At 40.0% G+C, this 24,849-nt stretch carries 27 protein-coding genes; 21 read left to right on the forward strand and 6 right to left on the reverse strand.

Features of this window, described 5'->3' with window-relative positions; all coding sequences use genetic code 11:
• Positions 1-6 precede the first annotated feature (6 nt).
• The 6 genes from ACRPLY_RS08740 to ACRPLY_RS08765 all read left to right on the forward strand — a co-directional run bounded on the left by ACRPLY_RS08740 (position 7) and on the right by ACRPLY_RS08765 (position 6,353).
• Entirely contained in the window at positions 7-207 is a 201-nt protein-coding gene (locus tag ACRPLY_RS08740) for a hypothetical protein (RefSeq protein ID WP_337050545.1), read from the forward strand.
• Positions 208-209: 2 nt separating this feature from the next.
• Positions 210-1,736, forward strand: a complete 1,527-nt coding sequence (locus ACRPLY_RS08745; RefSeq protein WP_337050888.1) for a glycosyltransferase family 2 protein — start codon at positions 210-212, stop codon at positions 1,734-1,736.
• On the forward strand, positions 1,729-2,952 hold the full coding sequence (locus ACRPLY_RS08750; RefSeq protein WP_432231739.1) for a nucleotide sugar dehydrogenase: 1,224 nt from the start codon (positions 1,729-1,731) through the stop codon (positions 2,950-2,952). Before ACRPLY_RS08745 ends, ACRPLY_RS08750 begins: the two co-directional genes overlap by 8 nt.
• Before the next feature lie 44 nt (positions 2,953-2,996).
• Positions 2,997-4,418: a glycosyltransferase gene (locus ACRPLY_RS08755; protein ID WP_165636152.1), complete on the forward strand. Its 1,422-nt coding sequence runs from the start codon at positions 2,997-2,999 to the stop codon at positions 4,416-4,418.
• A 156-nt stretch (positions 4,419-4,574) separates the two neighbouring features.
• Positions 4,575-4,970, forward strand: coding sequence for a DoxX family protein (locus ACRPLY_RS08760; RefSeq protein ID WP_013058570.1), 396 nt, complete (start codon positions 4,575-4,577; stop codon positions 4,968-4,970).
• A gap of 168 nt (positions 4,971-5,138) precedes the next feature.
• Positions 5,139-6,353 carry a cytochrome P450 gene (locus ACRPLY_RS08765; RefSeq protein WP_165636153.1) on the forward strand — a complete coding sequence of 405 codons (1,215 nt, stop codon included), beginning with the start codon at positions 5,139-5,141 and terminating at the stop codon, positions 6,351-6,353.
• Between the two features lie 23 nt (positions 6,354-6,376).
• On the opposite strand, the gene ACRPLY_RS08770 is transcribed toward ACRPLY_RS08765, so the two are convergent.
• The gene (locus ACRPLY_RS08770; RefSeq protein ID WP_013084552.1) at positions 6,377-6,745 is read right to left on the reverse strand and encodes a winged helix-turn-helix transcriptional regulator; all 369 of its coding nucleotides are present in this window, start codon (positions 6,743-6,745) and stop codon (positions 6,377-6,379) included.
• A 242-nt stretch (positions 6,746-6,987) separates the two neighbouring features.
• Between ACRPLY_RS08770 and ACRPLY_RS08775 the strand changes: the two genes are divergently transcribed.
• The 4 genes from ACRPLY_RS08775 (at position 6,988) to ACRPLY_RS08790 (ending at position 11,316) form a co-directional block, all read left to right on the forward strand.
• A complete protein-coding gene (locus tag ACRPLY_RS08775; protein ID WP_033579937.1) occupies positions 6,988-7,503 on the forward strand; it encodes an enoyl-CoA hydratase/isomerase family protein in 516 nt (171 codons plus the stop codon).
• A gap of 139 nt (positions 7,504-7,642) precedes the next feature.
• Positions 7,643-7,768 (forward strand): hypothetical protein, encoded by a 126-nt coding sequence (locus tag ACRPLY_RS08780; protein ID WP_016765178.1) that lies wholly within the window; start codon positions 7,643-7,645, stop codon positions 7,766-7,768.
• Positions 7,769-8,011: 243 nt separating this feature from the next.
• Complete coding sequence (gene helD / locus ACRPLY_RS08785) at positions 8,012-10,330, forward strand: RNA polymerase recycling motor HelD (RefSeq protein WP_049166018.1); 2,319 nt, start codon at positions 8,012-8,014, stop codon at positions 10,328-10,330.
• 395 nt (positions 10,331-10,725) lie between these two features.
• Positions 10,726-11,316: a CPBP family intramembrane glutamic endopeptidase gene (locus ACRPLY_RS08790; RefSeq protein ID WP_028414990.1), complete on the forward strand. Its 591-nt coding sequence runs from the start codon at positions 10,726-10,728 to the stop codon at positions 11,314-11,316.
• Between the two features lie 101 nt (positions 11,317-11,417).
• Here ACRPLY_RS08790 and comJ read toward each other — a convergent pair whose 3' ends face one another.
• Positions 11,418-11,825: a competence protein ComJ gene (gene comJ / locus ACRPLY_RS08795; RefSeq protein ID WP_224980481.1), complete on the reverse strand. Its 408-nt coding sequence runs from the start codon at positions 11,823-11,825 to the stop codon at positions 11,418-11,420.
• Positions 11,826-11,860: 35 nt separating this feature from the next.
• Positions 11,861-12,301 (reverse strand): NucA/NucB deoxyribonuclease domain-containing protein, encoded by a 441-nt coding sequence (locus ACRPLY_RS08800; protein WP_028414988.1) that lies wholly within the window; start codon positions 12,299-12,301, stop codon positions 11,861-11,863.
• 378 nt (positions 12,302-12,679) lie between these two features.
• Here ACRPLY_RS08800 and ACRPLY_RS08805 point away from each other — a divergent pair, with 378 nt between their 5' ends.
• Together ACRPLY_RS08805 and ACRPLY_RS08810 are read left to right on the forward strand one after the other, a co-directional pair.
• Positions 12,680-12,940 (forward strand): metal-sensitive transcriptional regulator, encoded by a 261-nt coding sequence (locus tag ACRPLY_RS08805; RefSeq protein WP_013058561.1) that lies wholly within the window; start codon positions 12,680-12,682, stop codon positions 12,938-12,940.
• A 156-nt stretch (positions 12,941-13,096) separates the two neighbouring features.
• On the forward strand, positions 13,097-15,046 hold the full coding sequence (locus ACRPLY_RS08810; RefSeq protein WP_432231740.1) for an FUSC family protein: 1,950 nt from the start codon (positions 13,097-13,099) through the stop codon (positions 15,044-15,046).
• 35 nt (positions 15,047-15,081) lie between these two features.
• On the opposite strand, the gene ACRPLY_RS08815 is transcribed toward ACRPLY_RS08810, so the two are convergent.
• The gene (locus tag ACRPLY_RS08815) at positions 15,082-15,900 is read right to left on the reverse strand and encodes a squalene/phytoene synthase family protein (RefSeq protein WP_028414986.1); all 819 of its coding nucleotides are present in this window, start codon (positions 15,898-15,900) and stop codon (positions 15,082-15,084) included.
• A gap of 325 nt (positions 15,901-16,225) precedes the next feature.
• Here ACRPLY_RS08815 and ACRPLY_RS08820 point away from each other — a divergent pair, with 325 nt between their 5' ends.
• From ACRPLY_RS08820 to ACRPLY_RS08845, 6 genes are all read left to right on the forward strand, one after another.
• Entirely contained in the window at positions 16,226-16,897 is a 672-nt protein-coding gene (locus tag ACRPLY_RS08820) for a response regulator transcription factor (RefSeq protein WP_028414985.1), read from the forward strand.
• Position 16,898: 1 nt separating this feature from the next.
• The gene (locus ACRPLY_RS08825) at positions 16,899-17,933 is read left to right on the forward strand and encodes a sensor histidine kinase (protein ID WP_432231741.1); all 1,035 of its coding nucleotides are present in this window, start codon (positions 16,899-16,901) and stop codon (positions 17,931-17,933) included.
• Between the two features lie 87 nt (positions 17,934-18,020).
• Entirely contained in the window at positions 18,021-18,377 is a 357-nt protein-coding gene (locus ACRPLY_RS08830; RefSeq protein ID WP_028414983.1) for a YxeA family protein, read from the forward strand.
• Complete coding sequence (locus tag ACRPLY_RS08835) at positions 18,374-19,141, forward strand: ABC transporter ATP-binding protein (RefSeq protein WP_223546221.1); 768 nt, start codon at positions 18,374-18,376, stop codon at positions 19,139-19,141. Before ACRPLY_RS08830 ends, ACRPLY_RS08835 begins: the two co-directional genes overlap by 4 nt.
• Positions 19,128-21,038, forward strand: coding sequence for an FtsX-like permease family protein (locus tag ACRPLY_RS08840; RefSeq protein ID WP_432231742.1), 1,911 nt, complete (start codon positions 19,128-19,130; stop codon positions 21,036-21,038). Before ACRPLY_RS08835 ends, ACRPLY_RS08840 begins: the two co-directional genes overlap by 14 nt.
• A 126-nt stretch (positions 21,039-21,164) precedes the next feature.
• Positions 21,165-22,097 carry a patatin-like phospholipase family protein gene (locus ACRPLY_RS08845; RefSeq protein ID WP_028414980.1) on the forward strand — a complete coding sequence of 311 codons (933 nt, stop codon included), beginning with the start codon at positions 21,165-21,167 and terminating at the stop codon, positions 22,095-22,097.
• 11 nt (positions 22,098-22,108) lie between these two features.
• On the opposite strand, the gene ACRPLY_RS08850 is transcribed toward ACRPLY_RS08845, so the two are convergent.
• Entirely contained in the window at positions 22,109-22,474 is a 366-nt protein-coding gene (locus ACRPLY_RS08850) for a DUF3221 domain-containing protein (RefSeq protein WP_028414979.1), read from the reverse strand.
• A 173-nt stretch (positions 22,475-22,647) separates the two neighbouring features.
• Between ACRPLY_RS08850 and ACRPLY_RS08855 the strand changes: the two genes are divergently transcribed.
• The 3 genes from ACRPLY_RS08855 to ACRPLY_RS08865 all read left to right on the forward strand — a co-directional run bounded on the left by ACRPLY_RS08855 (position 22,648) and on the right by ACRPLY_RS08865 (position 24,278).
• Positions 22,648-23,256: a hypothetical protein gene (locus ACRPLY_RS08855; protein WP_047750010.1), complete on the forward strand. Its 609-nt coding sequence runs from the start codon at positions 22,648-22,650 to the stop codon at positions 23,254-23,256.
• A 135-nt stretch (positions 23,257-23,391) separates the two neighbouring features.
• Complete coding sequence (locus ACRPLY_RS08860; RefSeq protein ID WP_016765166.1) at positions 23,392-23,652, forward strand: hypothetical protein; 261 nt, start codon at positions 23,392-23,394, stop codon at positions 23,650-23,652.
• Between the two features lie 290 nt (positions 23,653-23,942).
• Positions 23,943-24,278, forward strand: coding sequence for a hypothetical protein (locus tag ACRPLY_RS08865; protein WP_432231743.1), 336 nt, complete (start codon positions 23,943-23,945; stop codon positions 24,276-24,278).
• A gap of 43 nt (positions 24,279-24,321) precedes the next feature.
• Here the strand turns inward: ACRPLY_RS08865 and ACRPLY_RS08870 are convergent, their stop codons facing one another.
• Positions 24,322-24,795, reverse strand: coding sequence for a YtxH domain-containing protein (locus ACRPLY_RS08870; RefSeq protein WP_013058548.1), 474 nt, complete (start codon positions 24,793-24,795; stop codon positions 24,322-24,324).
• Positions 24,796-24,849: the final 54 nt, after the last annotated feature.

Genomic DNA, 24,849 nt, shown 5'->3' on the forward strand with positions numbered 1-24,849 from the left:
AAAAGTATGTTTCAAGATGCATTAAGAGAAAATGTGGGTTCATTTGTGCAAATCATCACAGCTATTGACGTTATTAATGGAACACTGCTTGCTGTTACGGACGCATCGGCTGTTGTACGTACATCAAGCTCATATGGTGAGCCAACGGATGTAACCATTCCACTAGTATCCATTACGTATGTTCGAATTTTTAGCGGAGTTGAGTGAGTTTGAAAGTATCAGTGATTATTCCAGCCTGTAACGAGGCCGATTCTTTGTTACCTGTCATTAAAGAAGTTCAAAAAATGAAGCCGTTTGAGATTATTGTCGTCGTAAATGGATCCAGTGATACAACAAAGGAAATAGCCGAGGATGTAGGCTGCCGCGTTGTTTATTATGAAGAAGCTCTTGGTATTAATATTGGAAGAGCCATTGGGGCTAAAAAAGCAAAAGGAGATATTTTGCTTTTTTTGGACGGAGATATAGCGGTTCCTCATGAGGAGCTGATGAAATATACTCAAGCTATAGAAACCGGTCATGATATCGCTTTAAATAATCTAACATGGATTATGAAACGAAAGGTGCGTCCTCATCCTGTTTCTGTTGCAAAATATATGCTGAACTTGTGCTTACAGCGTGAAGATTTATCTGTTCAAGCCTTAACAGCTATTCCTCATGCCATCAAAAAAACATCAGCAGCTAAAATCGGATACGAGAATTTAGCTCATCCGCCCCTCGCTCATACGATTGCTCTTTTAAAAGGAATGTCAATTGTTGCACCGTGTTCTTCAGACGTTATTTATACAAACAAGATTCGAAACACTCATAAAACCATTCCTACCAATTCCCCTTTTCCTATTTCCACTAACTATATCATTGGAGATCACATTAAAGCGTTAGCTCATCTTATTGAAGAAAAAGGAATAAGAGGCGGATTAACAGACGGCAATCGAAACCGAGAAGTTGTTTCCGCTTATACACCAAGCGTGAAGCGGAAAGCAGGCGTTAAGTACAGTGCCGTTATTCCAGTAGGTGAAGAAAAAGAAACGATTGCAAGCGTGATCCAAGAAGTGAAAAAAGCAGGAGTGGAAGAAATCATCGTGGTTGCTAACGGAGCCGATGAAGTGACGGTTAAGCGAGCAATTGAAGCGGGTGCTACTGTTCTTCATTACAAGCAGCGGCTTGGACATAATGTACCTCGAGCAATCGGTGCCATGTACAGCAGCGGTGAAGTTTGCTTGTTCGTAGATGGGGATATCGTCATTTCTGCAGAAAATTTACGTCCGTATCTAGAAGCAGCTGATCAAGGAATTGATGTAGCGCTTAATAATTTAGAGTGTCTGCTGGATGAAGTGCATCCTATTCACTCTGTAAGTGCGGCGAAATATTTTCTTAATATCATTTGCAAACGTCCCGATTTGACAATCAATACAACGACGGCGATTCCGCATGCAATTAAACGGGATGTAATGGAGAAAGTTGGCTACGAATCTCTTATTATTCCACCTTTATTTCAATTAAAAAGTATTATGTACGGCTTTATGGTTCAGCCCGTTCATTTTGTTGATGTGGCGCGAACGAACCGGATTCGAAAGGAGCACATGAAAGTCAAAGGTTTGGCGGCATCAACGCAGCGCATTCTAGGAGATTATGTTGAGGCCCTTGCATACTATATTAGCCAAACAAGTGAAAGAGGCGAGTTTCTTCCGGACATACGAAGACATGATATCTTGTTTGAGGTGTTGAAGAATGAATAAAAAAGTTGCTGTTATTGGTCTTGGCTATGTTGGATTGCCGCTTGCTCTTTTATTTGCAAAGAAAAACTATAGCGTCGTTGGTCTTGATATTGACGCACGAAAAATTGACGCGCTAAAACAAGGGAAAAGCTATATTCCAGATGTACGTAATGATGTGATTCAAACCCAGAAAAATTTTCAAGCATATGAATTACAAAAAGGTATCTCTGCATTTCAAGCATGCGATTATGTAGTTGTGACCGTGCCAACTCCTATTACAGAAAATCATAACCCCGATCTAGGACCAGTCATTAGCGCATCTAAATTTTTGAAAGAACATATGGTAAAAGGGCAAACCGTTATTTATGAAAGCTCTACTTACCCAGGCACGCTTGAAGAAGTCGTTTTGCCTATTTTGAAAGATTCCAACTTACAGGCAGGTAAAGATTTTTATCTAGCTTATTCTCCAGAACGAGTTGATCCGGCAAACAAATCATACGATATTGAGCATATTCCAAAAGTGATTAGCGGCTACAGCAAAGACTGCCTTTATCACGTGCAGACGTTTTATGAAAGTATTTTTCAGCAGGTGGTGCCTGTTTCTTCTCCAAAAGTAGCGGAAATGTGCAAGCTGTTTGAAAACATTCAGCGCCTTGTTAATATTTCGTTGGTGAATGAAACAAATGAATTGTGCGAGGAATTAGGGATTGATTTTCATGAGGTATTACAGGCGGCATCTACTAAGCCGTTTGGGTTCACACCGTATTATCCAGGACCCGGAATTGGAGGGCACTGCATACCCGTTGATCCGCTTTATTTTTTATGGAAACTAAAGCAAAATGGGTTAACGAGCGAACTTATTGAAGCTGCTCATCATATTAATGAAGAAATGCCAAATAAAGTAATTAGACGTGTTGAAAAGCAGCTCGCAGCAAATGAGAAACGCGTGTTTGTTGTAGGCATCGCGTATAAAAAAGACGTAAATGATATGCGTGAATCGCCGGCGCTGACGGTATGTGAAGGTCTTTTAGCCAAAGGATATGAGCTGACGTATCATGACCCTTACATTGACTCCGCTATATTAAATAAGCAAACGTATTTCTCTGTCCCGCTGACAAAAGAAGAAGTTAAAAAAAGCGATGTTGTACTTGTGTTAACCGATCACAGTCAAATCGATTGGTCGATTGTAAAATACGCAAAAAAAGTTGTCGATACAAGAGGTATTTTAAACAAATGAAGCCGCTGAATTGTTCAGTGGTTCTTTTTTTAGGGGTGATATCAATGAAAACTCTTTCTGTCGTGCTGCCCGTTTACAATGAAGAAGAAACGCTAAAAAGCGTGCTTAAACAAATTAAAAAAGTGAACGTGCTTGAGATTATCATAGTTGCAAACGGCTGTACCGATGCTTCAGTTAAAATAGCGAAAGAAGAAGGGTGCACGGTAAAAGTAATAGAAAAGCGTATGTCTCCACATGAAGCGAGAATGGAAGGGGCAAAGGCTGCTAAAGGAGATGCCGTCTTATTTGTAGACGGAGACATTATCCTTTCGTCTTCTGAGATTGAGCGTTTTGTGCAGGCGCTGTTATTTGGGCATAGCGATGTGGTGCTAAACAAGTGGGAAAAAACAAAGATGAATACTTTTAACCGCAGCGAGCTTACGTGGAGTACGGTTTTGCATCATGCACTTGGAAAGCCTCATCGTGCCAACGCTTGTTTAAAAGCGCCTTACGGTGTGCTAGTAAGCGTATTAAAGAACCACTGGGAGTTGCCGCCTCTTTCTTTATTTGTGACGTTCTTAACACAGTATCGTGTAAGCTCGCATATTACGATTGAAACGCAGGGAAAGGGAAGCTTTCGTCCGTTTGATCGCCCGCTGCGTAGCAGAGAACGAATTCAATCCTACCAGCAGCTTCTTCAAGCATACTATACGCTTGCGTCAAATCGTAAAAGGCGAGTGGATATGCTCGCACAGCCTCTTCCAGTTGTGGAGCACGGCTGGGGGAAATTATCTTCTTTTTATGGAGGCAAACAGCTTTCTGTTATTGTTCCGGTTTGCAACGAAGAAGGAACAATCAAACAAGTGATTGCAGAAGCAAGAAAACTCGAGCCATTAGAAATTATTGTCGTGATTAATGGTTCTACTGATCAGTCCGAGGCGTATGCCAAAGAACAGGGTGTTAAAACCCTCGTCTACGATGAGCGGTTAGGGCATGATTGCGGAAGAGCTGCGGGGGCCCTTGCAGCAACGGGAGATATTCTTCTCTTTATAGACGGGGATTTTGTTCTTTCAGCTCAAGATTTGTATCCATTTGCTTCAGCGGTAGCGAGCGGTGTTGATGTAGCTTTAAACGTATGTGAAGATGAAGCCAAGCTCACGCATGTTGTGCAGGGGTGGAAGTACGTGTTAAATGAGACAGTAGGAAGAAAAGATTTATTAATGAGCTCGATGACAGCTGTTCCTCATGCCATAAGCAGAGAGTGCCTGCAAAAAATTGGAGCTGAATCTCTTGTGATGCCGCCTTTTGCTCAAGTAAAAGCAATAATAGAAAATTTTCATGTGCAGGCCGTTCATCATGTTGACGTAAATAAATTCAATCGGTTTCGATATTCTGAACACCTATCATTGAAGAACCATTCTCCTACAGCAGAACTCATTGTTCACGATCATATTTTTGCTTTTCTCTCTTATCTTCAGCGTGACTGAGCAGGGAGTAATGCCTTATTCTCAAAAAAAAACGTTTAAAATGAGATAAGAAAATTTGCTGATATCTTGTTTTTCTGTTCTAACCCCTTGAATTTGTTCACAGTTGTAACTAAAATTGTTACATGTGCAGACAAAAGTAAAAAAGGAGGAAAAGAAATGAAAAGCTATCAGCTTGGAACGTTTTTACTTCGTCTTATGTTAGGGCTAACGTTTTTTATTCATGGTCTTGGCAAATTCCAAAGCGGTATTGATAATACGGTCGGTTTTTTCCACAGCATGGGCATTCCTGCGTTTTTCGCTTATGCGGTTGCGGTTATTGAATTCGTAGGGGGAGCCGCTATGATTCTTGGGTTTCAAACGCGTTTAATAGGTGTTCTGTTTGCGATTGTGATGATTGGCGCTATTTTTACAGCGAAAAGCGGTGCTGGTTTTACAGGTGGCTATGAGCTTGAGGTTGCCCTTTTTGTCGTTTCGCTTCATATGATTCTAGCAGGAAGCGGCGCGTACGCGTTAGACAACCGATTACAAAAACCAGAAGAACATTATTCTTAAAAGGTAGGCGCTATGCGCCTACCCTTTTTTGTAAAATATATCCTTCTATCGATTCATTTTTACTAAAATATACAGCTATCCTTTTTAAGAAAATTCGTATATATGGTACTATTTGGTCATAGATGACTATACAGTCATTCTATTTGAACGATACGGGGAGGTTTTAACATGAAAACCGAAAGAGAAAACGGAATCGTCCGTCAAGTGAATACGATTCAAACAAAAGAAGAGCGCTTTAATCCTTTTTCATGGTATGAAGAGATGAGAAACAGCGCGCCTGTGCAATGGGATGAAGAAAGGCAGGTATGGGATGTTTTTCACTATGACGGGGTCAAAGAAGTGCTGGAACAAAAAAATATTTTTTCTTCTGATCGAAGACCTCCACAAAACCAAAGACAAACTGCTCTAGGAACGAGCCTAATTAATATTGATCCGCCTAAGCATGCTGAAATGAGAGCGCTTGTTAATAAAGCTTTTACGCCTAAAGCAATGAAAGCATGGGAGCCTAAAATTGCGCGCATTACCGCTGAATTATTACAAGAAGTTGAGCATCTTGAAGATATTGATATAGTCGAGCATCTTTCCTATCCGCTTCCGGTTATGGTAATTGCCGATATTTTAGGCGTCCCGATAGAAGATCAGCGCCAGTTTAAAGACTGGTCGGATATTATCGTAGCGGGTCCATCGAATAATGAACGTGAAACGCTCGAAAAATTGCAGCAAGAGAAAATGAAAGCAAACGATGAGTTAGAAACTTACTTTTATCGAATCATTGAAGAAAAGCGCACGCAGCCAGGAGATGATATTATTTCCGTACTTCTTCAGGCAAAAGAAGAAGGGAAGCAGCTAACGGATGAAGAAATCGTCGGGTTTTCCATTTTGCTGCTGATTGCAGGAAACGAAACAACTACGAACTTAATTTCAAATACAATTTATTGTTTAATGGAAGATAAGGCTTCTTTTGAACACCTCAAACGTGAGAAAGAGCTTTTGCCTTCTGCGATCGAAGAAGTTCTTCGCTATCGTTCACCCGTTCAGGCTCTTCACCGAATCGTAAAAAAAGATGTGACTCTTGCAGGTCAAAAACTAAAAGCGGGCGAACACGTTATTCCATGGATGGGATCCGCGCACCGAGACGCGCAGTACTTTGAAGACCCGGATGTATTTAAAATCGACCGAAAGCCAAATATGCATATGGCATTTGGAAGAGGGATTCATTTTTGCTTAGGAGCACCGCTTGCTCGAATCGAAGCAAAGATTATGCTGGCTGAGCTGATTGACCGCTATCCGCATATGGACTGGAGCCCGGCATTTGAGTTAAAGCCGATTGAAAGCACGTTTGTATACGGGTTAGAAGAATTATTGATTCGTAAACATGTATAAAAAAAGCACGCTTTGCGTGCTTTTTACTCTTTCTCTGCCTGAATTCTCGCTTCAGCAATTTTATCCGTATGATCATATCCCCATTTAAACATCAGCTCGATAATAGGAATGAGAGTTTCTCCAAAAGGCGTTAAATAATATTCTACTTTAGGCGGAACTTGTTTGTAGACTTCGCGGTGGATAATTCCGTCGCGCTCAAGTTCGCGAAGCTGCAGCGTGAGCATTCGCTGCGTCACGCCTGGAATGAGTCTGCGCAGTTCATTAAAGCGCCGGCGTTCCTTCGATAATTGATATAAAATGACGCTTTTCCATTTGCCTCCGACTACATCAACGGCTGCTTCCACAGGGCAAGAATAGCCGTGAGGCTCCCATTTTGTTAAGTCGTATTTCATAGTGATTACTCCTTTTATCCGTGAGTTCAGCTGCATTTGTGCTGTTTATACTATAGCACGTCTTATTTGATAAAAACATGGAAATGATTCATGGAATTATTGACGGAAAATTAAAAAAGTAATGGAAATAATTATGAGTTTGTTGTATGATGAAACTATGAAAATAACTTTTCTATTAAAAAGCGAAATATTTTGAAAGCGCTTTATTTATAAAGAACGACAGGGGAAAGGGCGGAGGAACGATGAAAAGATTTATCAAAGTAGAAAAAAGAAATCACGTGGCGGTTGTACGAATGAATCAGTCGATGCTTAATCGTTTGAACAGTGAAGTTATGTATGAGCTGCAAGAAACGATGAATGAGCTGCAGCACGATGCGTCGGTTGGATCTATTGTATTTATGGGAGAGTACTATAAAATGAACGGCGATCATAGAACAACTTCTTTCCTACGTGAAGAAACAGGAAGGCTTTATCAGCCGATTCATGCAGTAACAGCTCGAGCGATTTTTCAGCGCATTTCATGCAGCTCCAAACAAACGATTGCGCTTCTTACAAACTTTACGTTTGGCGGAGGGTATGAGCTAGCTTTAGCATGCGACGTACGAATTGCAGAAGAACCTGTGCAGCTGAAGTTAACAAACGGCATGACCGTTAGTGCGCAAGAAGCATGCAACATGGGTAAAGTGCAGCATATTGTGCAAAAAGGAAAAGGGTTGGACTATTCGCTTGCGCTGAACGCATTAGAAAAGGAAGCTTAAAAAACGCTTTCACTTTATTTTTATAAAGTGAAAGCGTTTTTATTTTATTTTGTTGATAAAAAGGTATTGAAAATTCTGAAAAAAGGAGTAGAATGATAACAAATCTACTTATTTTAAATAAGCAAAGGAGCTGGTATCAATGCCATTCATTTTTAAAGAAGCGGTAGTCGGATTGTTTACAGCGGCAGCAGCAGGTTTACTGGCGTTTCAAGGGGTAGAAGTGGTGTCAGCCATCATTCATCTGCTAACTTTTTGGAAACAGTAATAGCTAATAAGTAGAGAAACAACTTATAAAGATAAGGGGCTTGAGACTTTCTCAGCCCTTTTTGTTTTGGAGCTCATTATTTTTCAGTATACTAACGGTGGAAATTAAGACATAATATGGTTACATAGCAGGGATTTACGAACTCAGTAGGGAAGTATGTAGACTCTGAAAAAATAAACAATGATCGCTTTTACCCGGTAACAAGTTTTGTTATCGGGTAACGTGTGTAAGGGGTGTGGATAAGTGAAAGATAAAAATTTAACAGAAGAACAGCAGCGAGTTGATTGGGTAGTCGAAGAAATCAGCCAAAAAGCTGAAAAAATAGGCAAAAGCGTAGGAAGCGTAAAAGGCGAAATTGTCGATTTGCGAAGCACGTTTTGGGACGATGTCACGGTTAATATGGATGAGCCGGATGACGTGATTGAGACATTTACGAGCATTAAGCAGCAGGCAGAACTTTTAGCTGAACGTGAAATTACCCATAGACAAGCGTATGATCAATTAAAAACATTAAAAAAGCTAACGCAATCCCCTTATTTTGGACGTTTTGATTTTATAGAGAATGGTGAAAAAGAAGCGGAAGCTATTTATGTGGGCGTAGGCTCTTTAATGGATCAAAAAGATGAAGAGTTTTTAATTTATGATTGGCGTGCGCCTATTTCGAGTCTTTATTATGATTATTCACCGGGAAAAGCGCAGTACGAAACGCCAGGTGAAGCGATAAAAGGCGAGATGAAGCTAAAGCGTCAGTTTATTATCGAAAATAGCGTAATTAAAAGCATGTTTGATACAGGAATTACCATTCGAGACGAGCTGCTTCAAGAAGTGCTCGGACATAACGCAAGCAGTCAAATGAAAAGTATTGTAGCGACCATTCAAAAAGAACAAAACCAAATTATTCGAAATGAAAAAAATAAAGTGCTGATCGTCCAAGGAGTAGCAGGGAGCGGTAAAACGTCTGCAGCTCTTCAGCGGGTGGCTTATCTTCTCTATCATCATCGAAAGCAGCTGACTGCAGAAAACATGATGCTGTTTTCGCCAAATCCGCTTTTTAACAGCTACGTCTCAACTGTTCTTCCGGAGCTTGGAGAAGACAATATGAAACAAACAACGTTTCAGCAATATGCCGACGGACGGTTAGGAAACGAGTTTGACGTGGAGGATTTGTTCGTTCAAATTGAATATTTACTAACGGAAAAAGATGCTGCGGCAAAAAAACAAAAAATGCAGGAAATCCGCTACAAAGCAAGCCGTGAATTTAAAAAGCAGGTAGATGCGTATATCGAAGAGCTGTCTACTAAAGACATCATTTTTAAAAATATTAAGTTTCGCGGCGAAATCGTGTTATCTGCTCGGCGTTTGTTATCTTATTTCTATTCGCTTGATAAGGGAATTTCCATTCCTAACAGAATGCAGCTCGTAGCCGAGTGGGCGCTTAAGCTCATCAACCAGCTTGAAAAACTTGAACGTAAAAAAGATTGGGTTCAAGAAGAAATTCAGCTTTTAGAAAAAGAAGATTATGTCGAGGCCTATCAGCATCTGCAGAAAAAGGAAGGCTATACGGAAAGCTCATTTGATGACTTTGACCGGGAACAAGCGTATTTAGCCAAAGCCGTTGTAGCTAAGAAAATGAAATTTATTAAGCAGGCCATCAAACAGCTTAAATTTATCGATATTCGCCGTATCTATATGCAGCTGTTTGAAAGACATCACCTTTTTTCACATGTAGAAGGATGGGACGAAACAGCTAAAAACACGGTGGAAAGAGTTATGAACATGAGGCTGTCTTATGAAGATGTAACGCCTTACTTGTATATAAAAGATCAAATTGAAGGGCGAAAAGCCAATCCTGTCATTCGCTATTTGTTTATTGATGAAGCACAAGATTATTCACCGTTTCAGCTAGCGTTTTTAAAAGAGCTGTTTCCGCATGCTAGAATGACGCTGCTTGGAGACTTGAATCAAGCGATTTATGCGCACGCCTTGAACGCACCGACCATTCTTTCAAGCGAACTGTACGAAGAGAAAGAAGCAGAAACGCTGACTCTTACAAGAAGCTATCGATCAACGCGTCAAATTGTCGAGTTTTCAAGGGATATGGTGGCAAACGGCCATTTAATCGATCCGTTTAATCGAGACGGAGCGAAGCCGACCGTGACGGCTGCAGGTAACGTCAAAGATCTGCATGAGGCAATTATACACAAAATTAATGAATTGAAGCAGCAAAACTATAAAACAATTGCTGTGATTGCCAAAACTGCTGAAGAAAGCCGAGAAGCATTCAAAGCACTGCCTGATTCGATGTCTGCAAGGCTGCTGACAAAAGAAACAAGTTCATTTGAAAAAGGCATGCTTGTCCTGCCAGCCTACTTAGCAAAAGGAATTGAGTTTGATGCAGTCATCATTTACAATGCCTCGAGTGAATGTTATCAGGATGAATATGAGAGAAATTTATTTTATACAGCATGTACAAGAGCGATGCATGAGCTGCACTTGTTCTCACTTGGTGAAATCAGCCCGTTTATATCAAATAAAGAAACTTATGAATACCAAGCACAATAAAAAGAGAACGGCCAGTGGCTTGAGTATCTGAGAAAGTGGAGAAGTAGTAGTACGGAAAATCGAGGGTGAAATCGCAAAGGTTTTCCCCTCGATTTTTTATTTATATGGATTCAGCTCCTGTTCATTGCCAAAATAAAAATTGTTTGATTAAGTTTCCACTACTATAAAACGAATTAGAAAGACAGTGAAAGGAGGATTTTTATATCCAATATTTACGAATAAATGTATTACTCATCTTTATAATAAGTTTATTTTTCTCGGGTATTATTCTTTTTTCTTATAAGTTATTTGCTGCGGGACTGTTGCCTATCATAGGCTTGCTTTTTATCTATGCTTTAACCTTTAAATATCGTTCAACGGTTTCTCTGTTTCTATTCTTTTTAGTAGGGACATGTATGTTTCAAGTAGGAAGCAATTATTTCATTGAATGGGATCTATCTAAAGAGATGAAAATCATTGTAAACAGAGTTTTACTTTTGTTTATCATAGGTGGACTATTGCTTTCAATTTTATTGTCCAAGCAAAAGGTATTTCTTTTTGCATCATTACCAGACTGGCAGAAACGTATAGTGATGCCACATCATTCAATTAAGCTAACGTATTTTTTACTGTTTGGTCTAATTGGTTCGGCTACAATTTTTGTACCTTTACTATTCGCTGAAGATATAAGCTATACAAAATCATTCGTCATATACGGTATAGTATTCTCAATCATAAACGCTATTTTAGAAGAGGTGCTTTGGAGAGGGATCATGTTATCTCAATTAAAAAGTAATCTATCAACTTTTTACGCTGTTTTTATTACGAGTATTGGATTTGGTCTCTTGCACATATCAATAGGAATTCCTGTGGTAACAAGTTTACTTTTTTCTTTTGGTGGACTTTTCTATGCATTTGTCGTTTTAAAGACGAAAAGCATATACCCAGCCGTAGTTTTTCATTTTATTATTAATTTAGGCATGGTCTTTAACGGATGGATATTTTAGTATCTTGCACCAAAAAGCTCAGAGCTATATATCGCTCTGAGCTTTTTATGAGTTATTAGTATTGTATATTACCTGAACTGTCTACAGTAGGTCGTCTTTTTTTATTGACTTTCAAAATGCAGCAAATACTTCACTAAGTAAAGGCCTGAGTTTGTTTTTTCTTGAAGAGGAATGGTCAGGCATGTAACGTAATAATATCCTTTTGGAATATCATAGCTTAAGGCTTCAGATAGGACGCTTTTGATTTCAATCCCATCGCTTTCGACGTGAAAAGGAAGGCGAGTGGTCTTTTCAGCCTTTGATGCGTCTGGAGTTTCGTTTACCCACACTTCGACAATGGCTTTTGTGTTCGACACGGCTTCAAATGAAATAGCTTTATCGTCTGCGACATATCCTTTTTGAATATCTTCATCACTCCAGTCGTGATGGGGCTTTGGCTGTCCTTTTTGAAACAGCGTAAACTGATGATATGACATTGTTAGCTCTTGTTCTTTCCATTTTGTTTTCATGATTTCACCTCTTCAAAGTAAAGCTTGTTCAGCTATTATTGCACGATAAATTGTACGCGTGTACCATCTGGGTACTGTTCTAACTGATTTCCAACCCATGAGCCGGCTCCGCGGTTATCAGAAGGTGAAATATAGCGAATATCAGCTCCTGCTCCGCCTTCTTCGCACATAGCCATTGGCCATTCATCACGGTCATATCCTGTTTTTGTTGGGTATCCTTTCAGCGATTCTTCTCGGTTTGCTTCAGCACCATCGCGATCAATTGTGCAAACGGAAGAGTGACCAGCAGTAATTGCGTCGCGAATATGATCGCCGGTTTCAGGATATCGGTCCAGTGGAAAATAAAGCGTTGCATCATAGTTTGCTTCGGCTTCCGTTTTTTCAGGAGCTAAAAACGCCGCATGTCCTATAAACCCTAAAACGCATGCAATGATAATGAATAGACTTGCCATTAATTTTTTCCCGTATGTACTCATCTCAAACCTCCAGTGTAGTCGTTTTTACAGCTTAACTATACTCTCAGATTGCTAAGTTTAGATTACAGGACAATAAATACGGTGTAAACAAGTATTAACAATTATGTAAAAATGATCATTTTGTCTTATCTGTAAGATGTAAAAAGCCCCCATAATATTCTGAGAGTTATACTTTCTGATGTTTATCTACTTACGATTCAGATTAAATGGAGTGTGAAGTGTCTATTTGCATGTGGGTGAGTCCTAGGTGAAAAAAAGAGTCAATTTCCTTTACTTGACATCATACCCTAATAGGTATAAAGTTGTGTATACATTTACTTCTTGCGTATAGCTTAAAAGCAAGAAACGCAATCATGCATGAGCGGAGGTAGTAGTATGATGGAATATGATAAGCAAGTTAAAAATCGCTTGAAACGAATTGAAGGTCAGTTAAAAGGCGTCTTGAATATGATGGAACAAGGAAAAGACTGCCGCGACATCGTGACACAGCTCTCAGCAGCCAGAAGCGCAATTGATCGCACGATGGGTGTTATTGTCAGCACAAACCTTGAACAATGCGTAAGAGAAAGCATTGAAAAAGGCGAGAATACCGAAAACTTAGTAAAAGAAGCAGTAGAGCTGTTAGTAAAAAGCAGATGAGACATTCGTTTCATCTGCTTTTTGTTTTTTCTGTACGCTGCTTAAAAGGATAAAAAGCGCTGTTCCTAAACACAATACGGATAGGAACAGCGGTTTTTTAGGTTTATCTCGTTTTAAGAACAGGAAAGATATATGAAGAGAAAGGAGGAGGGCAAGGTGAATGATGACAAAAAGTCACCAACATATAATCATACGGAAATTCATCATAAAATTGAAGCTTCTCCAAAAGCGCCGGGAATCAAAGCTGCTTTTCGCTTTAACCACGCTTCTTCTCCGTGGGTAAGAGGAATCAGCTCGGGCTTGTCTTCAAGTTTGCCGATTTTAATAGGCATTTTGTTTGGTCATTTGCAGTACGGACTCATTGCAAGTATTGGCGGCTTTACATATTTGTATACAAAAGATGAACCTTACGCGCAGCGTGCCGTTAAGTTATTTTTAGCTTTGCTTGGCGTTACGCTGTGCTTTACACTCGGCTCTTTATTTGCTGACGTGGAGTGGATGAAAACTATTTTATTTGGTGTGATTGGAGCCGTATCGGTTTATATCTTCGGAGCTTTAAAAATTCCGGGACCTTCCGCGATGTTTTTTGTCCTTTCATTTGCAGTGAGTACAAGCATTCCAGCTCCGAATTTACAGGCAGTTTTTTTGCATGCAGGCCTCGTTTTTTTAGGAGGAGCACTATCTTGGTGTATTAGCATGAGCGGCTGGCTTATTAATCCGCGAGGGCCTGAAACGGCCGCTGTGGCGAAAGCTTATAGGCAGCTAGCTTCATTTGTTGGATCACTTGGCACGGAATCGTTTCACGCTGAGCAGCACAAAACGGTTGTAGAGCTTCGGGCAGCGGAAACAGCGATGAAGCAAGCGAAAATTAATCGAAAAAAATCATCGTTTTCTCACCGGCTGTTTTTATTAAACCAAAAAGCTGAAGGGCTGTTTATTTTTGTGATGGCCGCTGCGAATGATTTTAATCCGGCTGTTTCGAAAAAAGCACAAGCGGTAATTGAAACGTTCGCATCCGAAATGGCCACGTTAAAAAAACATAAAAAAATTCGAGACGTGCGAGAAGAAATTGAAGAGCTGTCCATCAAAGAAGAGCTGCGCACATTATTACTAGATGTAAACGACGTTCTTCAAATGAAGGAATTAAAAGAAACGGAGTATATTCAATTTTCACAAGGCAGCGTAAAAGCACGGTTAAAAGCTGCTTTTCACAAACGTTCGTATGTACTTAAAAACGCTTTGCGCTACGGAATTATTATGATTATCGCCGCAGCTGTTGCCTACACGACAGACATTCCAAGGTCTTACTGGGTTCCTCTCACGTGTGCAGGAGTGATGCTTGGGGCAACCGTTCGTGCAACGGTTCAGCGAGGTATTCAACGCTCTGTCGGAACCATTTTAGGTATTTTAATTGGAACCGGGATTCTCATGCTTGAACCAACGGGAATTGTCATTGCGCTCATTGTCTTTGTGCTTCAGTCAACGATTGAAATTGTGATTGTTAAAAACTACGCGCTCGGTACGCTTTTTATCACACCGAATGCTCTTTTAATTGCTGAAAGCGGTCATCCGGACAAAGCGATTAGCTATTTTACGTCCGCTCGGGTGATTGATATTGTTATTGGTTCTGTTATTGGAGTGGTCGGTACGGTATTAGTTTTTAAACGAGCTTCTTCGCTTCGTCTGCCGTATTTACTTGGAGATGTCATTCGAAAAGAAGGACAATTTTTAGAAATGCTAAGCACTGAACAAGATGAAGAAAGAATTAAACAAGAAAGAAATAAGCTTCAAGGGGAACTAGTTAATCTTCGGGCGCTTTATGATAATGTGATTGGAGAATATTCTAAAACGGCCGTCAAGCTTGAAGGACTGTGGCCGGCAGTTGTCGCTACGCAGCAGTTAGGTTATATGCTTCTTGCGTCGTATGAAGGATATGAGCTGTCAGAAACGGAAAAGCGAGAGCTTCAAGAAACGTTTGCTCAGCTAGCCGTAGCAGCAGAGCAAAAGCGAGCGCCAAAGCTTTCAAGTGTTCCGACCCTGAAACGCTACCCCATTATTCAAGGGGAAATCACTGCTTTATATGAAAGTCTGCAGGTAGAAATATAAAAAGCACGGAACCAATGGGCTCCGTGCTTTTGCTTTTACATATCCACAACTTCACTTACCGTTTTATTTACATCGTCACGCGTCATTTTTTCTTTTCCTTTCATTAAGGCGTTTAACGTTCCATCGGCAAGCGCTAACGGAATTTTACAGAAATGAAGAATCGGAAGCGATTTGACATCTTCTAAATATTTCTTTCCTAGTGACAGATTGCGGCGAGCATAGGCAAACATATCTTCTCTGCTCCAGTTGTTAGGGAAGAAGCTGACTCCACGCTCTGAATCTTCCGAGGTATTGCGCAGAATATTTACAGACTGCAAGCCGCGTCCAAATGCAATGGCTAATTCTTTGTCTGTATCCGTGCCGTCATACCATTTCCAAATGTCGTTAAGCATCACGCCTACTAGACCAGCTACATAGAACGTATAGTCATCTAAATCCGCTTCATTTTGAATATGCCAGTCTTTTTCTACCCAATCGGCCATTCCTTTGGCCATAATAGAAGTTGCATCTAATACTTGATCTGCAACTCCAGTCGGACAAAGCGCAATCCAGTTGCCGAGCTGAAGCGTTACGTCAGGTAAATCAGCTTGATAAGGACCTACTAATGCCATGTAGTCGTCTTCGTTAAAAGACTTTTTTAACAGGTCACTAATGGCGTAAAGCAAGCGGCTTTTTACACCGGCTTCTAGCTCAGGGTGATCTTCAATTTCATCAATTGCCCTCATACATAAGTAAGCAGATCCTACTGCATCTTGCAATTCTGCCGGCAAGTGGCTAATTGGAATAAAAAATGTTCGGCTTGTCTCTTTTAACATCACCATTGCGTTGTCGCGTAATTTGTTGGGTACACTCATTGATAACTAGCTCCTTTTTACATATCCACATGTCAAATTAGTTTAAGTTTTCATCTTATATACTATAGTAACAAAAAATGAGCATTTAATGGAGTTTAAAGATTACTTATTAACGATATTGTCATTATTTTGTAGTATTTAAACAGAGATACTTGTATCATGCACAAGTTTACACTACGATAATACTCGTTCATTCTTCATTTTACAGACATAAAAAGTTTATTTTTAAGAAAATTGCCGTCATGCTAATGGGTTAGATGAACTTTTAAGAAAACCCTCAACAGTCGGGTATACATAATACATAGGAGAATACAGAGGTGAAGGTATGAAAATTTTAATTGTAGAAGACGATAGCAAAATATATGAATTAGTGAAAGAAAAATTCGAACAGTGGTCATTTGAAGTGGCTGGAGTAGAAGATTTTCAAAAGGTGATGGAAGTATTTATTGCAGAAAGCCCAGAATTGGTCATTTTAGACGTGAATTTACCTGTATATGACGGGTTTTACTGGTGTCAGCAAATACGTACAGTTTCAAAAACTCCTATCGTATTTCTGTCGTCTCGTGAACATCCAATGGACATTGTTATGGCAATGAATGTTGGGGCGGATGACTATATCCAAAAGCCGTTTAACTTGGATGTTCTTATTGCTAAAGTGCAGGCACTTCTGCGCAGAACGTATTCGTATGGAGACACGATTTCAGACGTTATCGAGTGGAACGGCGCGGTGCTAGACTTAAAAAAAGGAAGTTTGCATTATAACGATCGAGAAGTTCATTTAACGAAAAATGAATTTTTTATTTTACGGCTTCTTTTGGAAGAGCGAGGCAAGATTGTATCGCGAGAAGAGCTTATGCGAAGATTATGGGAAGATGAGAAATTTGTAAGTGACAATACGCTTTCAGTCAACATCACACGCATTCGTACCAAGCTGGAAGAAATCGGGCTGAATGATCAAATCGTGACCAAAAAAGGTCAAGGATATCTGGTGAATTAAAATGTGGAAAAGTTTTTTAAGAGAAAGGCTAAGCTGGATTCTATTCGTTCTTCTATGGCTGAGTGTAATCGATGCTCTGCTGCTTCTCGAGTATGATATTAAGGTATCGTCTACTTCGTTTTGGTACTTGAATCTTTTAACGCTGTGTATGCTAATTCTGTTTCTTTTATGGAGAGGAGTAAAAGAAAGAAGATTTATAAAAAGATTAAGTTTAATGCTGCAGAATGACGCGTACGATTTACAAGAAATGCATTCATACGTGCGAACGAAAGCAGATGAAGACATGCTGAGTCTGCTGCAGCGTATAGATCGTGTCTATCGCAGACAAACTCACTCTCTTCACGTACAGCAGCGAGAACAGCAGGAATATATAACGACGTGGGTTCATGAAATCAAAACGCCGCTTACTGCTATGAAGCTGCTTATTAACGCTCGTCGTACAGAGCTTTATAAATGGCCTTGGCTTAAGGATATTGAAGATGAATGGATGAAAATTGATGGGTTAGTAGATCAGAATTTATATGCCGCACGTCTGCGTCACTTAGAAAAAGATTACCAGGTGCAGGCAGTGTCGCTAAGCGAACTTGTTTTTCCAAACGTTGCGTATTTCTCGAAATGGTGTATTGAGAAAAGACTGTATATTGATGAAAAGAATCTAGATACGTTAGTGCACACTGACCCAAAGTGGATGCAGTTTGTTGTGAAGCAAGTGTTATCCAATGCAATTAAATATAGCCCTCTAGAAGGAAAGCTTTCTTTTTTTAGTGAAGAAACGCCGAAGTATGTGAAGTTATTTATCGTTGACCAAGGGGAGGGCATTCCACCACAAGACCTTCCGCGCATATTTGAAAAAGGATTTACAGGAAATGTCGGAAGAAAATCGAAAGGAGCTACGGGGCTAGGGCTGTATTTTTCAAAAAAAATTACAGATGCTCTTGGCCATCGAATAGAGGTACATTCACTTTTACACGAGGGAACCACGGTAATTTTGACCTTCTACAAACCGAATTCTTTTGATAACCTTTCAAAAATGTAAGGTTGAAAGCCGAGATTGTCATCTGCTTCAAACGAATCTTTCCTTGTTAAGAAGTAAGATAGAGCTATACACAAGGAGGGAACGTACATGAAGCGAAAGTGGATTAGTCTTTTAGCCCTGATTTTTATTGTGGGAGCATGTATAGGAGGAGTAAAGATTTATCAAAACGCCGCAACGGAGCATCAATACGGGATCATCCCAAAAGAAGCAAAAAAAGTGGACGACTATGGACGAGTTCAATATACCATTTCAGTAATAAACGAAAAAGGACAAACAACGTTTCAAACGTTTACGACGATTAAACAGTTAAAAGAAGGAACGGTTATTGACCTTTTTGTTCGAGGTAACGAAGTTCGGAAATATGACATTATAACAAAAAATGAGCTGCCGCAGCGGGTGAAAAGCGTGTGGCCTACAAAAGAACGAAAGGAGGAAGGGAAATGAGTATTGTCCTTGAAGGGAAAAATGTAACCAAAACGTTTGGATCAAGAGGAAACGTATACGAAGCGCTACAAGGAATTGATTTTACAATCGAAGAAGGAGAGTTTGTCGGTATTATGGGACCATCTGGAGCGGGAAAAACGACGCTGATGAACATTCTTTCAACGATTGACCGTCCCACAGATGGCGAGGTATGGATTCAAGGAGAAAACGTAGCGCTCATGAAAGATAAGAAGCTGTCTGCTTTCAGACGCAATCATCTAGGATTTATTTTTCAAGATTATAATTTACTGGATACGTTAACAGTAAAAGAAAATATTCTTCTGCCGCTTACGGTTACAAAAATGTCTAAGAAAGAAATGGAAGCGAAGCTGAAAGACACCGCAACGCGACTAGGCATCTATGAGCTGGCGGGTAAGTACCCGTATGAGATTTCTGGTGGACAAAAACAGCGCGTTGCAGCAGCGAGAGCAATGATTACGAATCCAGCCGTTATTTTCGCCGATGAACCTACCGGAGCTCTTGATTCCAAGGCCGCTTCAAGCCTGCTTGAAAAGATGTCCCAGTTAAATCAAGAAGACCGTGCCACCATTATTATGGTGACGCATGATCCGCTGGCTTCAAGCTACTGCAGCCGCGTGCTGTTTATTAAAGACGGACAAATTTACACGGAGCTGTTTAAAGGCGAACAAACGAGACAAGAATTTTTCAAACGAATTATGAACATTCAAGGCGCATTAGGCGGTGAAGGCTATGACCGTATTTGATCTTGTTAAAAAGAATATGCGCAAAAATATTAGTCGGTACAGCCTTTATTTCTTTTCAATGATTTTTAGTATTGTTGTGTACTATGTGTTTGCTACGCTTCAGTACGACCAATCGATTTCAAAAGTGATTGGAGAAGAGATGAGGCTGCAGGGCATTTTTAATGCTTCAAATTACGTTTTGCTTACTTTTATTGTTGTCTTTATTTGGTACACAAACTCATTTTTTATCAGACAGCGTAAGAGAGAGCTCGGACTGTATCATTTAGTCGGTATTGAAAAACGTACGATTGGGAAAATGATTTTCTACGAGAATATGCTGCTGGGGATTTTTTCTTTGGTGGTCGGTATTTTACTAGGTACCGTGTTTTCAAGGCTGTTTGTGCTGTTTTTACTAAAGCTTATGGGACTGTCGTTTTCTATTACGCTCACATTTTCTCTTCAAGCGGTTTTGAAAACAGCCGTAGTGTTTTTGATTGTTACCATTTTTATCTCGTTTCAAGGCTATTTTATTATGTACCGCTATACGCTATTAGATTTGTTTCAAGCAGAAAGCAAAAGTGAACGCGTAAATAAAATGAATTCGAAACGCTCAATTGCAGTGGGAGGACTGGGTATCTTACTCGTTGGCTATGGGTACTACCTTTCATCGGGAAACATTGTGACGCCTAATTTTTTTCTAATTGTAGCCGTTGTACTGTTCTCGGTCATTTTCGGTACATTTTTACTTTTTAAAGCCACAATTGAGTGGCTGATGGGACTTTACCGAGAGCATGCAAGCCGATATTATTCGTTTGCAAATATGCTAAGCGTTTCTACGATGATGTATCGCATTAAAGCAAATGCACGAGTGTTAACCCTAATTACGATTTTGTCGGCTACTACACTTGTAGCAGTTGGTGTGACGTATTCCTCGTACTATAACACAAAAGCCGATGCCAGAAGCATGCAGCCTTATGACTATACGCTGCACAGTAAAAACGCAGCGCAAGGCTTTATAGATGTACTGCGTGAGTTAGATATCCAATCAAATCAGTATGTCTATCATATCGTGAAGCATTCCGCTGATTTATCGGATTTTCGATTTATTACATCGGGCTACTATAAAGATAGGGAACAAATCAGCTTTTTAGATGAAGAAGAAGTGCGGAAAAATGGCGTTTCGGTTCCTGCGCTAAGCGCAAATGAAACCGTTATTTTTGATTCAATGGCAAAAGGAAAAGTGTTTAAGCCTAGTACAGGTAAAACCGCAGCTGTGCAGCTGAACAAATCAGAAGAGCTTGCTTTAAAAGTCGTTAAATCCGAGCCTTTGCTCATTCTTGATTCTGACAGTGCCGGCTATCAGTTTGTAGTCAATCACGACACGTTTATCAAACTTTCAAAGGCTGGAAAAAAGCAAGCGGTGTACGTATTTAATACCGATGATGGAAACAAACAAAACGAACTTACTAAGAACTATCATCAAATCGCAAAAGAAGCTGGAGAAAGCCGTACTTCATACTATGATGTGTTTCAGGCAGGCTTAATGAGTAAAGGATTGTTTATTTTTATTGGAGGATTTTTAGGGCTCGTCTTTTTGATGGCAACGGGCAGTATTATTTATTTTAAGCAAATCTCCGAAGCCGAACAAGAGCGCAAAAGATTTGAAGTACTGCGCAAGCTTGGGTTTTCAGTGTCTCAAATGATGAGCGCCGTTCGAAAGCAGCAGCTGTTTACGTTTGGTTTGCCTTTAGTAATTGGCATCTTGCACAGTCTATTTGCGCTGAAGGTCATTACGAATCTAACCGGTGAAAGTCTGATCGTTCCTGTTTTAATAGCGGATGCAGTATACGGGGTTATTTATTTCATTTTCTACTGGCTGACAATGAATTACTATCGAATGGTAATAAAGCGACTGTAAAGAAAAGACTGTTTCGATCAAAGAAACAGTCTTTTTTTGTTAAAAAATAAAAGGTATGGAGTAGCGAAAACCTGAATATAAAAAAGGGTATATAAAAACTAGAGAGTTGTATAGGAGGGGAAAGATGTGAAAGCAGATGCTGTGTTTGAAGGGGGAGGAGTTCGAGGAATCGCATTCACCGGTGCGATTGAAGCGATGGAAGAAAGCAATGTAGAATGGCAGCGTCTAGCAGGTACGTCAGCCGGAGCGTTGATTGCGGCACTTTTGGCGAGCGGCTATAAAAGCGGGGAAATTCGCAAGGAGCTTCAAAACATGGACTATGCCAAGTTTCGCGGAAAAACGATCATTAACCGAATTCCTCTCATTGGCAACTTGATTGAACTGATGGTTCATTTAGGTTTTTATAAAAATGATTATTTGGAAAAATGGGTGTACGGTCTGCTGCGTGAAAAAGGAATCGAAACGTTTGCAGATTTGCCTGCAGATAAGCTGAAAATTATTGCCTCAGATATTTCGAACGGACAGATGCTTGTGCTCCCTGACGATTTGCCCCGATACGGAATGCAGCCAAGCGATATGAAGATTTCACAAGCCGTGATGATGAGTGCGTCCATTCCTTTTTTCTTTCGTCCCGTCATTTGGAAATCCAAAGGGTTCAAGAGGTCATACATTGTCGATGGAGCGCTTTTAAGCAATTTTCCGATTTGGCTGTTTGATACCGAGCATCCGCGTTTCCCGACGTTTGGTTTTCGATTTGTAAAAGAAGAAATTGATACAGCTGCTATTATTCCAACACCTGTCCATTTATTTAAAAGCATGTTTACAACGATGCTGCAAGCTCACGATTTGCGGTATTTGAACGCGGAGACAAAAGAACGAACCGTACAAATTCCAACGGGTGTGATTACGGCAACGGATTTTGCATTAAAAGAAGAAGAAATCGAGTTTTTATATGAATCTGGTTATATATCAGCAAAGCGCTTTTTAGAAAAGTGGGATTTTGAACAGCATAAAATGAATCGGACCGAACGTCCGCTGACGCGAAGGAAGCTCCTGTAACAGGAGCTTTTCTACGGCTGTTTTAAAATGTTGACTTCCACAGCCTCGCCTTTTGCGGGAACAGAATACTGAACGCTTTTGTCTTTTTTGAGCCATGCTTTAACGAGCTGTCCTTTTTTGTATGTTTGATCATCTGCAACTTTTACATAAATAGGCTGTACATCGCTAGAACCAAGTATTTCTTTGGTTGTATAGTCAAGCGCGGTATCTCGCGGAATGACGTTTGCAATGAGAATTTCATTCTGTTTCACTTGTAAAATTCGCCCTTGAACTAAATAGCCGGCTGGCTTTTTTGACTGCTCGGCGTTATCCGAACAGCCGCTTAAACAAATAAAAAAGAGAAGAAAAAGTGCAGCTGATTGAACGGTAAACTTCATAAAATCTCCTTTCCGTTTTAACATGACTACCATTATAGCGCGTTTGACCATTTCTTTTCCAGTTTTCGGAGAAAGCAAGAGGTAATCATTGACGTTATTTCAGCGCGCGTGATATGTTTTAACTCATAAACGCTATATTACTAGAAGCTATGCTTAGTACGGGAGGTCCTTGTATGGATGTTACCTTTTTAACCAATGTTATTCGACATATATTAGAACGAGATAATTTTGTCATAGACTTTGAAGAATCAGACGAACAGAATATTCATTTTTGGCATCGAGACGAGCCGTTTCGCCTTTTTATTTCAGAGCAAACGGAGGATTATTTAGTATGGACCGTGTTTGAAAATGAAAAAGAACAGTGGAGCGGCAAGACATTTCTTCAAGAAGTGACGAATACGTGTAAAGACTGCAGTGAGCCAATCGCACACTGGATTTATAAAGATGGAGGCAAAGCAGGTTATTGCGATCGTTGTCTTCAAACGTTTGGAAATGCGTATTTTACCAATGCTGATGATATCAAGCAAAACCTTCATTTAATTGACGGTTCTATTTGTTTTATTACCGATGAAACCGGAAGCGACTGGTGGATTGCATATGAAGGATTCAAACGAGTAATTGCAAGATTAGAAGAAAATCCCAATCAGAAAGTCGAAATGTACAAGCCTGAATATCCCGTCTTTAAATGGGAAATACATTTTCTAGAGGAAAACAATTCTGCTAGCTTTAAGTTCAAAGATGACTTTGCATCTGGAATTGTACCGAAGGGAAGAATACTCTAACATCCTTGTTATAAGGGTGTTTTTCTTATAATGGGAAGTTTTTTTGAAAAAAATAATTAATTTAGGTTAAAAAGAAGGAATTAAAGGGTAAAGAGTAGAAGATATATCACTATAGGAAGAATGGGGGAAATAATTATGACAACTACAACAAATTTAACACTGGGGTACAAAATGTACACGATTGATTTTAGCCGTCCAACGCAGTCTAACGAGGCACTGCTTGATTTCTTTAAAGATGTGCAGCACAGACAGGGAAATAATGCAGAAAGCTTTTCTAAAACATTAATGGAAATTGAAGAAATCAAAACAAAATATGTAGATCATGAAATTGTCCTGCTGGCTAAATCGCTTGAACAGCAAATAAGCCGCTCAAATGCAGAAAAACTTGAGGTCTGATAATCACCAGAAATGGTCGATTTATCAGACCTTTTTTATTTTTATCGATGTAGCTCTGTCTCCGTGGCTAAAGAGCAGCCAAGGAGACAGAGCTAGACCTAAGCGGAAGTTGTCCTCCCTTGCGGGCTGCCAACTTCCGCATAGGTGGACCTTTTTGGGGGAATTCAAGGGGTCAGGGAATCTGGTAGCGTAGGTTTTTGATCGACGATAAAATGCTGTACATTTCTCAGGACGTTTGATTTCATCAAAAGTTGTAGATGAATAGACTATTAAGTCGTTGGAGGCGTTATATGGTTGGAATTTGCAGCTGGAAGTGTGCAGTGAGTGGAATAAGTATTGCGAGTGTCTACAGTAAGCAGCCGTCGTGGCAGCGGGAGTGTTATTTGGTGACACCTGGTAAAGTTTATTATGAGTCGTGCTATCAAGGGTACGGAGAATTTGCGGGAATGGATATTTTTTGTTTGATGAGAGAACGCGGAGCGGAGCAAGAAGACAGTGAAGGGATAGCGGTTTTGAAGCCTAAGATTGTGCTGGCGAAGTATTACAGTGGACAGCGTTATGAAGAACTGCCGGAATCAGAGCCGTGTCCGTATGGAGGCTATTTTTTTGAAGGGTGGGAAGGATAGCGAATATACATAAAAGCTGTAGAGATATCTCTACAGCTCGTTATTAACGTCTTGTTTCATCGACAGATTGTTCTAAGTCACTTACTTCTTGCGTAATTGTATTTAATTCTTCTTGCACCGCTTCAGCTTCAAGAACAGGATCTTGAACGATTTCTGTCGTTTCAAGCTCTTCTGCTGCAGCCGTTTCTGCAAGCGGCTGTTCTTTAGCAGTGCGTAGAGATTTCACTTTGTTGACAACTTGCGAAGATTGTTCGGAGACTTTTTGTGAAAGACGAGCCGTGCGCTGTTTGAGATCTTGGCCTTTTGCATATACCGTTTCTTTCACTTGACCTGTTTTAGCAAGTGCTTGATTCGCTCCGTCTTGAATAGAAGCACGCAGCTCTTTTCCTGACTTTGGCGCTACTAGTAAAGCTGTTGTTACACCCACTACGCTGCCTACTAAAGTGCCGACTAATAACTCTTTGCTTCCACCTTTTGTTTCTTTACCCACTGTTTCTTTTACGTTTTCTTTTGTCATGACATTTCCTCCTTTTATAATATGTAATATGAAGGGTTTACCATTTTGTTGAAT

The organism is Priestia sp. TGN 0903 (assembly GCF_050846855.1).
GTDB classification, from domain to species: domain Bacteria; phylum Bacillota; class Bacilli; order Bacillales; family Bacillaceae_H; genus Priestia; species Priestia zanthoxyli.

Bases quoted from the DNA above. Each gene is read 5' to 3' on its own strand.
- ACRPLY_RS08740 (WP_337050545.1), top strand. From the start codon at position 7: ATGTTTCAAGATGCATTAAGAGAAAATGTGGGTTCATTTGTGCAAATC.
- ACRPLY_RS08750 (WP_432231739.1), top strand. From the start codon at position 1,729: ATGAATAAAAAAGTTGCTGTTATTGGTCTTGGCTATGTTGGATTGCCG.
- ACRPLY_RS08755 (WP_165636152.1), top strand. From the start codon at position 2,997: ATGAAAACTCTTTCTGTCGTGCTGCCCGTTTACAATGAAGAAGAAACG.
- ACRPLY_RS08760 (WP_013058570.1), top strand. From the start codon at position 4,575: ATGAAAAGCTATCAGCTTGGAACGTTTTTACTTCGTCTTATGTTAGGG.
- ACRPLY_RS08765 (WP_165636153.1), top strand. From the start codon at position 5,139: ATGAAAACCGAAAGAGAAAACGGAATCGTCCGTCAAGTGAATACGATT.
- ACRPLY_RS08770 (WP_013084552.1), bottom strand. From the start codon at position 6,745: ATGAAATACGACTTAACAAAATGGGAGCCTCACGGCTATTCTTGCCCT.
- ACRPLY_RS08775 (WP_033579937.1), top strand. From the start codon at position 6,988: ATGAAAAGATTTATCAAAGTAGAAAAAAGAAATCACGTGGCGGTTGTA.
- ACRPLY_RS08780 (WP_016765178.1), top strand. From the start codon at position 7,643: ATGCCATTCATTTTTAAAGAAGCGGTAGTCGGATTGTTTACAGCGGCA.
- ACRPLY_RS08790 (WP_028414990.1), top strand. From the start codon at position 10,726: ATGTTTCAAGTAGGAAGCAATTATTTCATTGAATGGGATCTATCTAAA.
- comJ (WP_224980481.1), bottom strand. From the start codon at position 11,825: ATGAAAACAAAATGGAAAGAACAAGAGCTAACAATGTCATATCATCAG.
- ACRPLY_RS08800 (WP_028414988.1), bottom strand. From the start codon at position 12,301: ATGAGTACATACGGGAAAAAATTAATGGCAAGTCTATTCATTATCATT.
- ACRPLY_RS08805 (WP_013058561.1), top strand. From the start codon at position 12,680: ATGGAATATGATAAGCAAGTTAAAAATCGCTTGAAACGAATTGAAGGT.
- ACRPLY_RS08815 (WP_028414986.1), bottom strand. From the start codon at position 15,900: ATGAGTGTACCCAACAAATTACGCGACAACGCAATGGTGATGTTAAAA.
- ACRPLY_RS08820 (WP_028414985.1), top strand. From the start codon at position 16,226: ATGAAAATTTTAATTGTAGAAGACGATAGCAAAATATATGAATTAGTG.
- ACRPLY_RS08825 (WP_432231741.1), top strand. From the start codon at position 16,899: ATGTGGAAAAGTTTTTTAAGAGAAAGGCTAAGCTGGATTCTATTCGTT.
- ACRPLY_RS08830 (WP_028414983.1), top strand. From the start codon at position 18,021: ATGAAGCGAAAGTGGATTAGTCTTTTAGCCCTGATTTTTATTGTGGGA.
- ACRPLY_RS08835 (WP_223546221.1), top strand. From the start codon at position 18,374: ATGAGTATTGTCCTTGAAGGGAAAAATGTAACCAAAACGTTTGGATCA.
- ACRPLY_RS08840 (WP_432231742.1), top strand. From the start codon at position 19,128: ATGACCGTATTTGATCTTGTTAAAAAGAATATGCGCAAAAATATTAGT.
- ACRPLY_RS08850 (WP_028414979.1), bottom strand. From the start codon at position 22,474: ATGAAGTTTACCGTTCAATCAGCTGCACTTTTTCTTCTCTTTTTTATT.
- ACRPLY_RS08855 (WP_047750010.1), top strand. From the start codon at position 22,648: ATGGATGTTACCTTTTTAACCAATGTTATTCGACATATATTAGAACGA.
- ACRPLY_RS08860 (WP_016765166.1), top strand. From the start codon at position 23,392: ATGACAACTACAACAAATTTAACACTGGGGTACAAAATGTACACGATT.
- ACRPLY_RS08865 (WP_432231743.1), top strand. From the start codon at position 23,943: ATGGTTGGAATTTGCAGCTGGAAGTGTGCAGTGAGTGGAATAAGTATT.
- ACRPLY_RS08870 (WP_013058548.1), bottom strand. From the start codon at position 24,795: ATGACAAAAGAAAACGTAAAAGAAACAGTGGGTAAAGAAACAAAAGGT.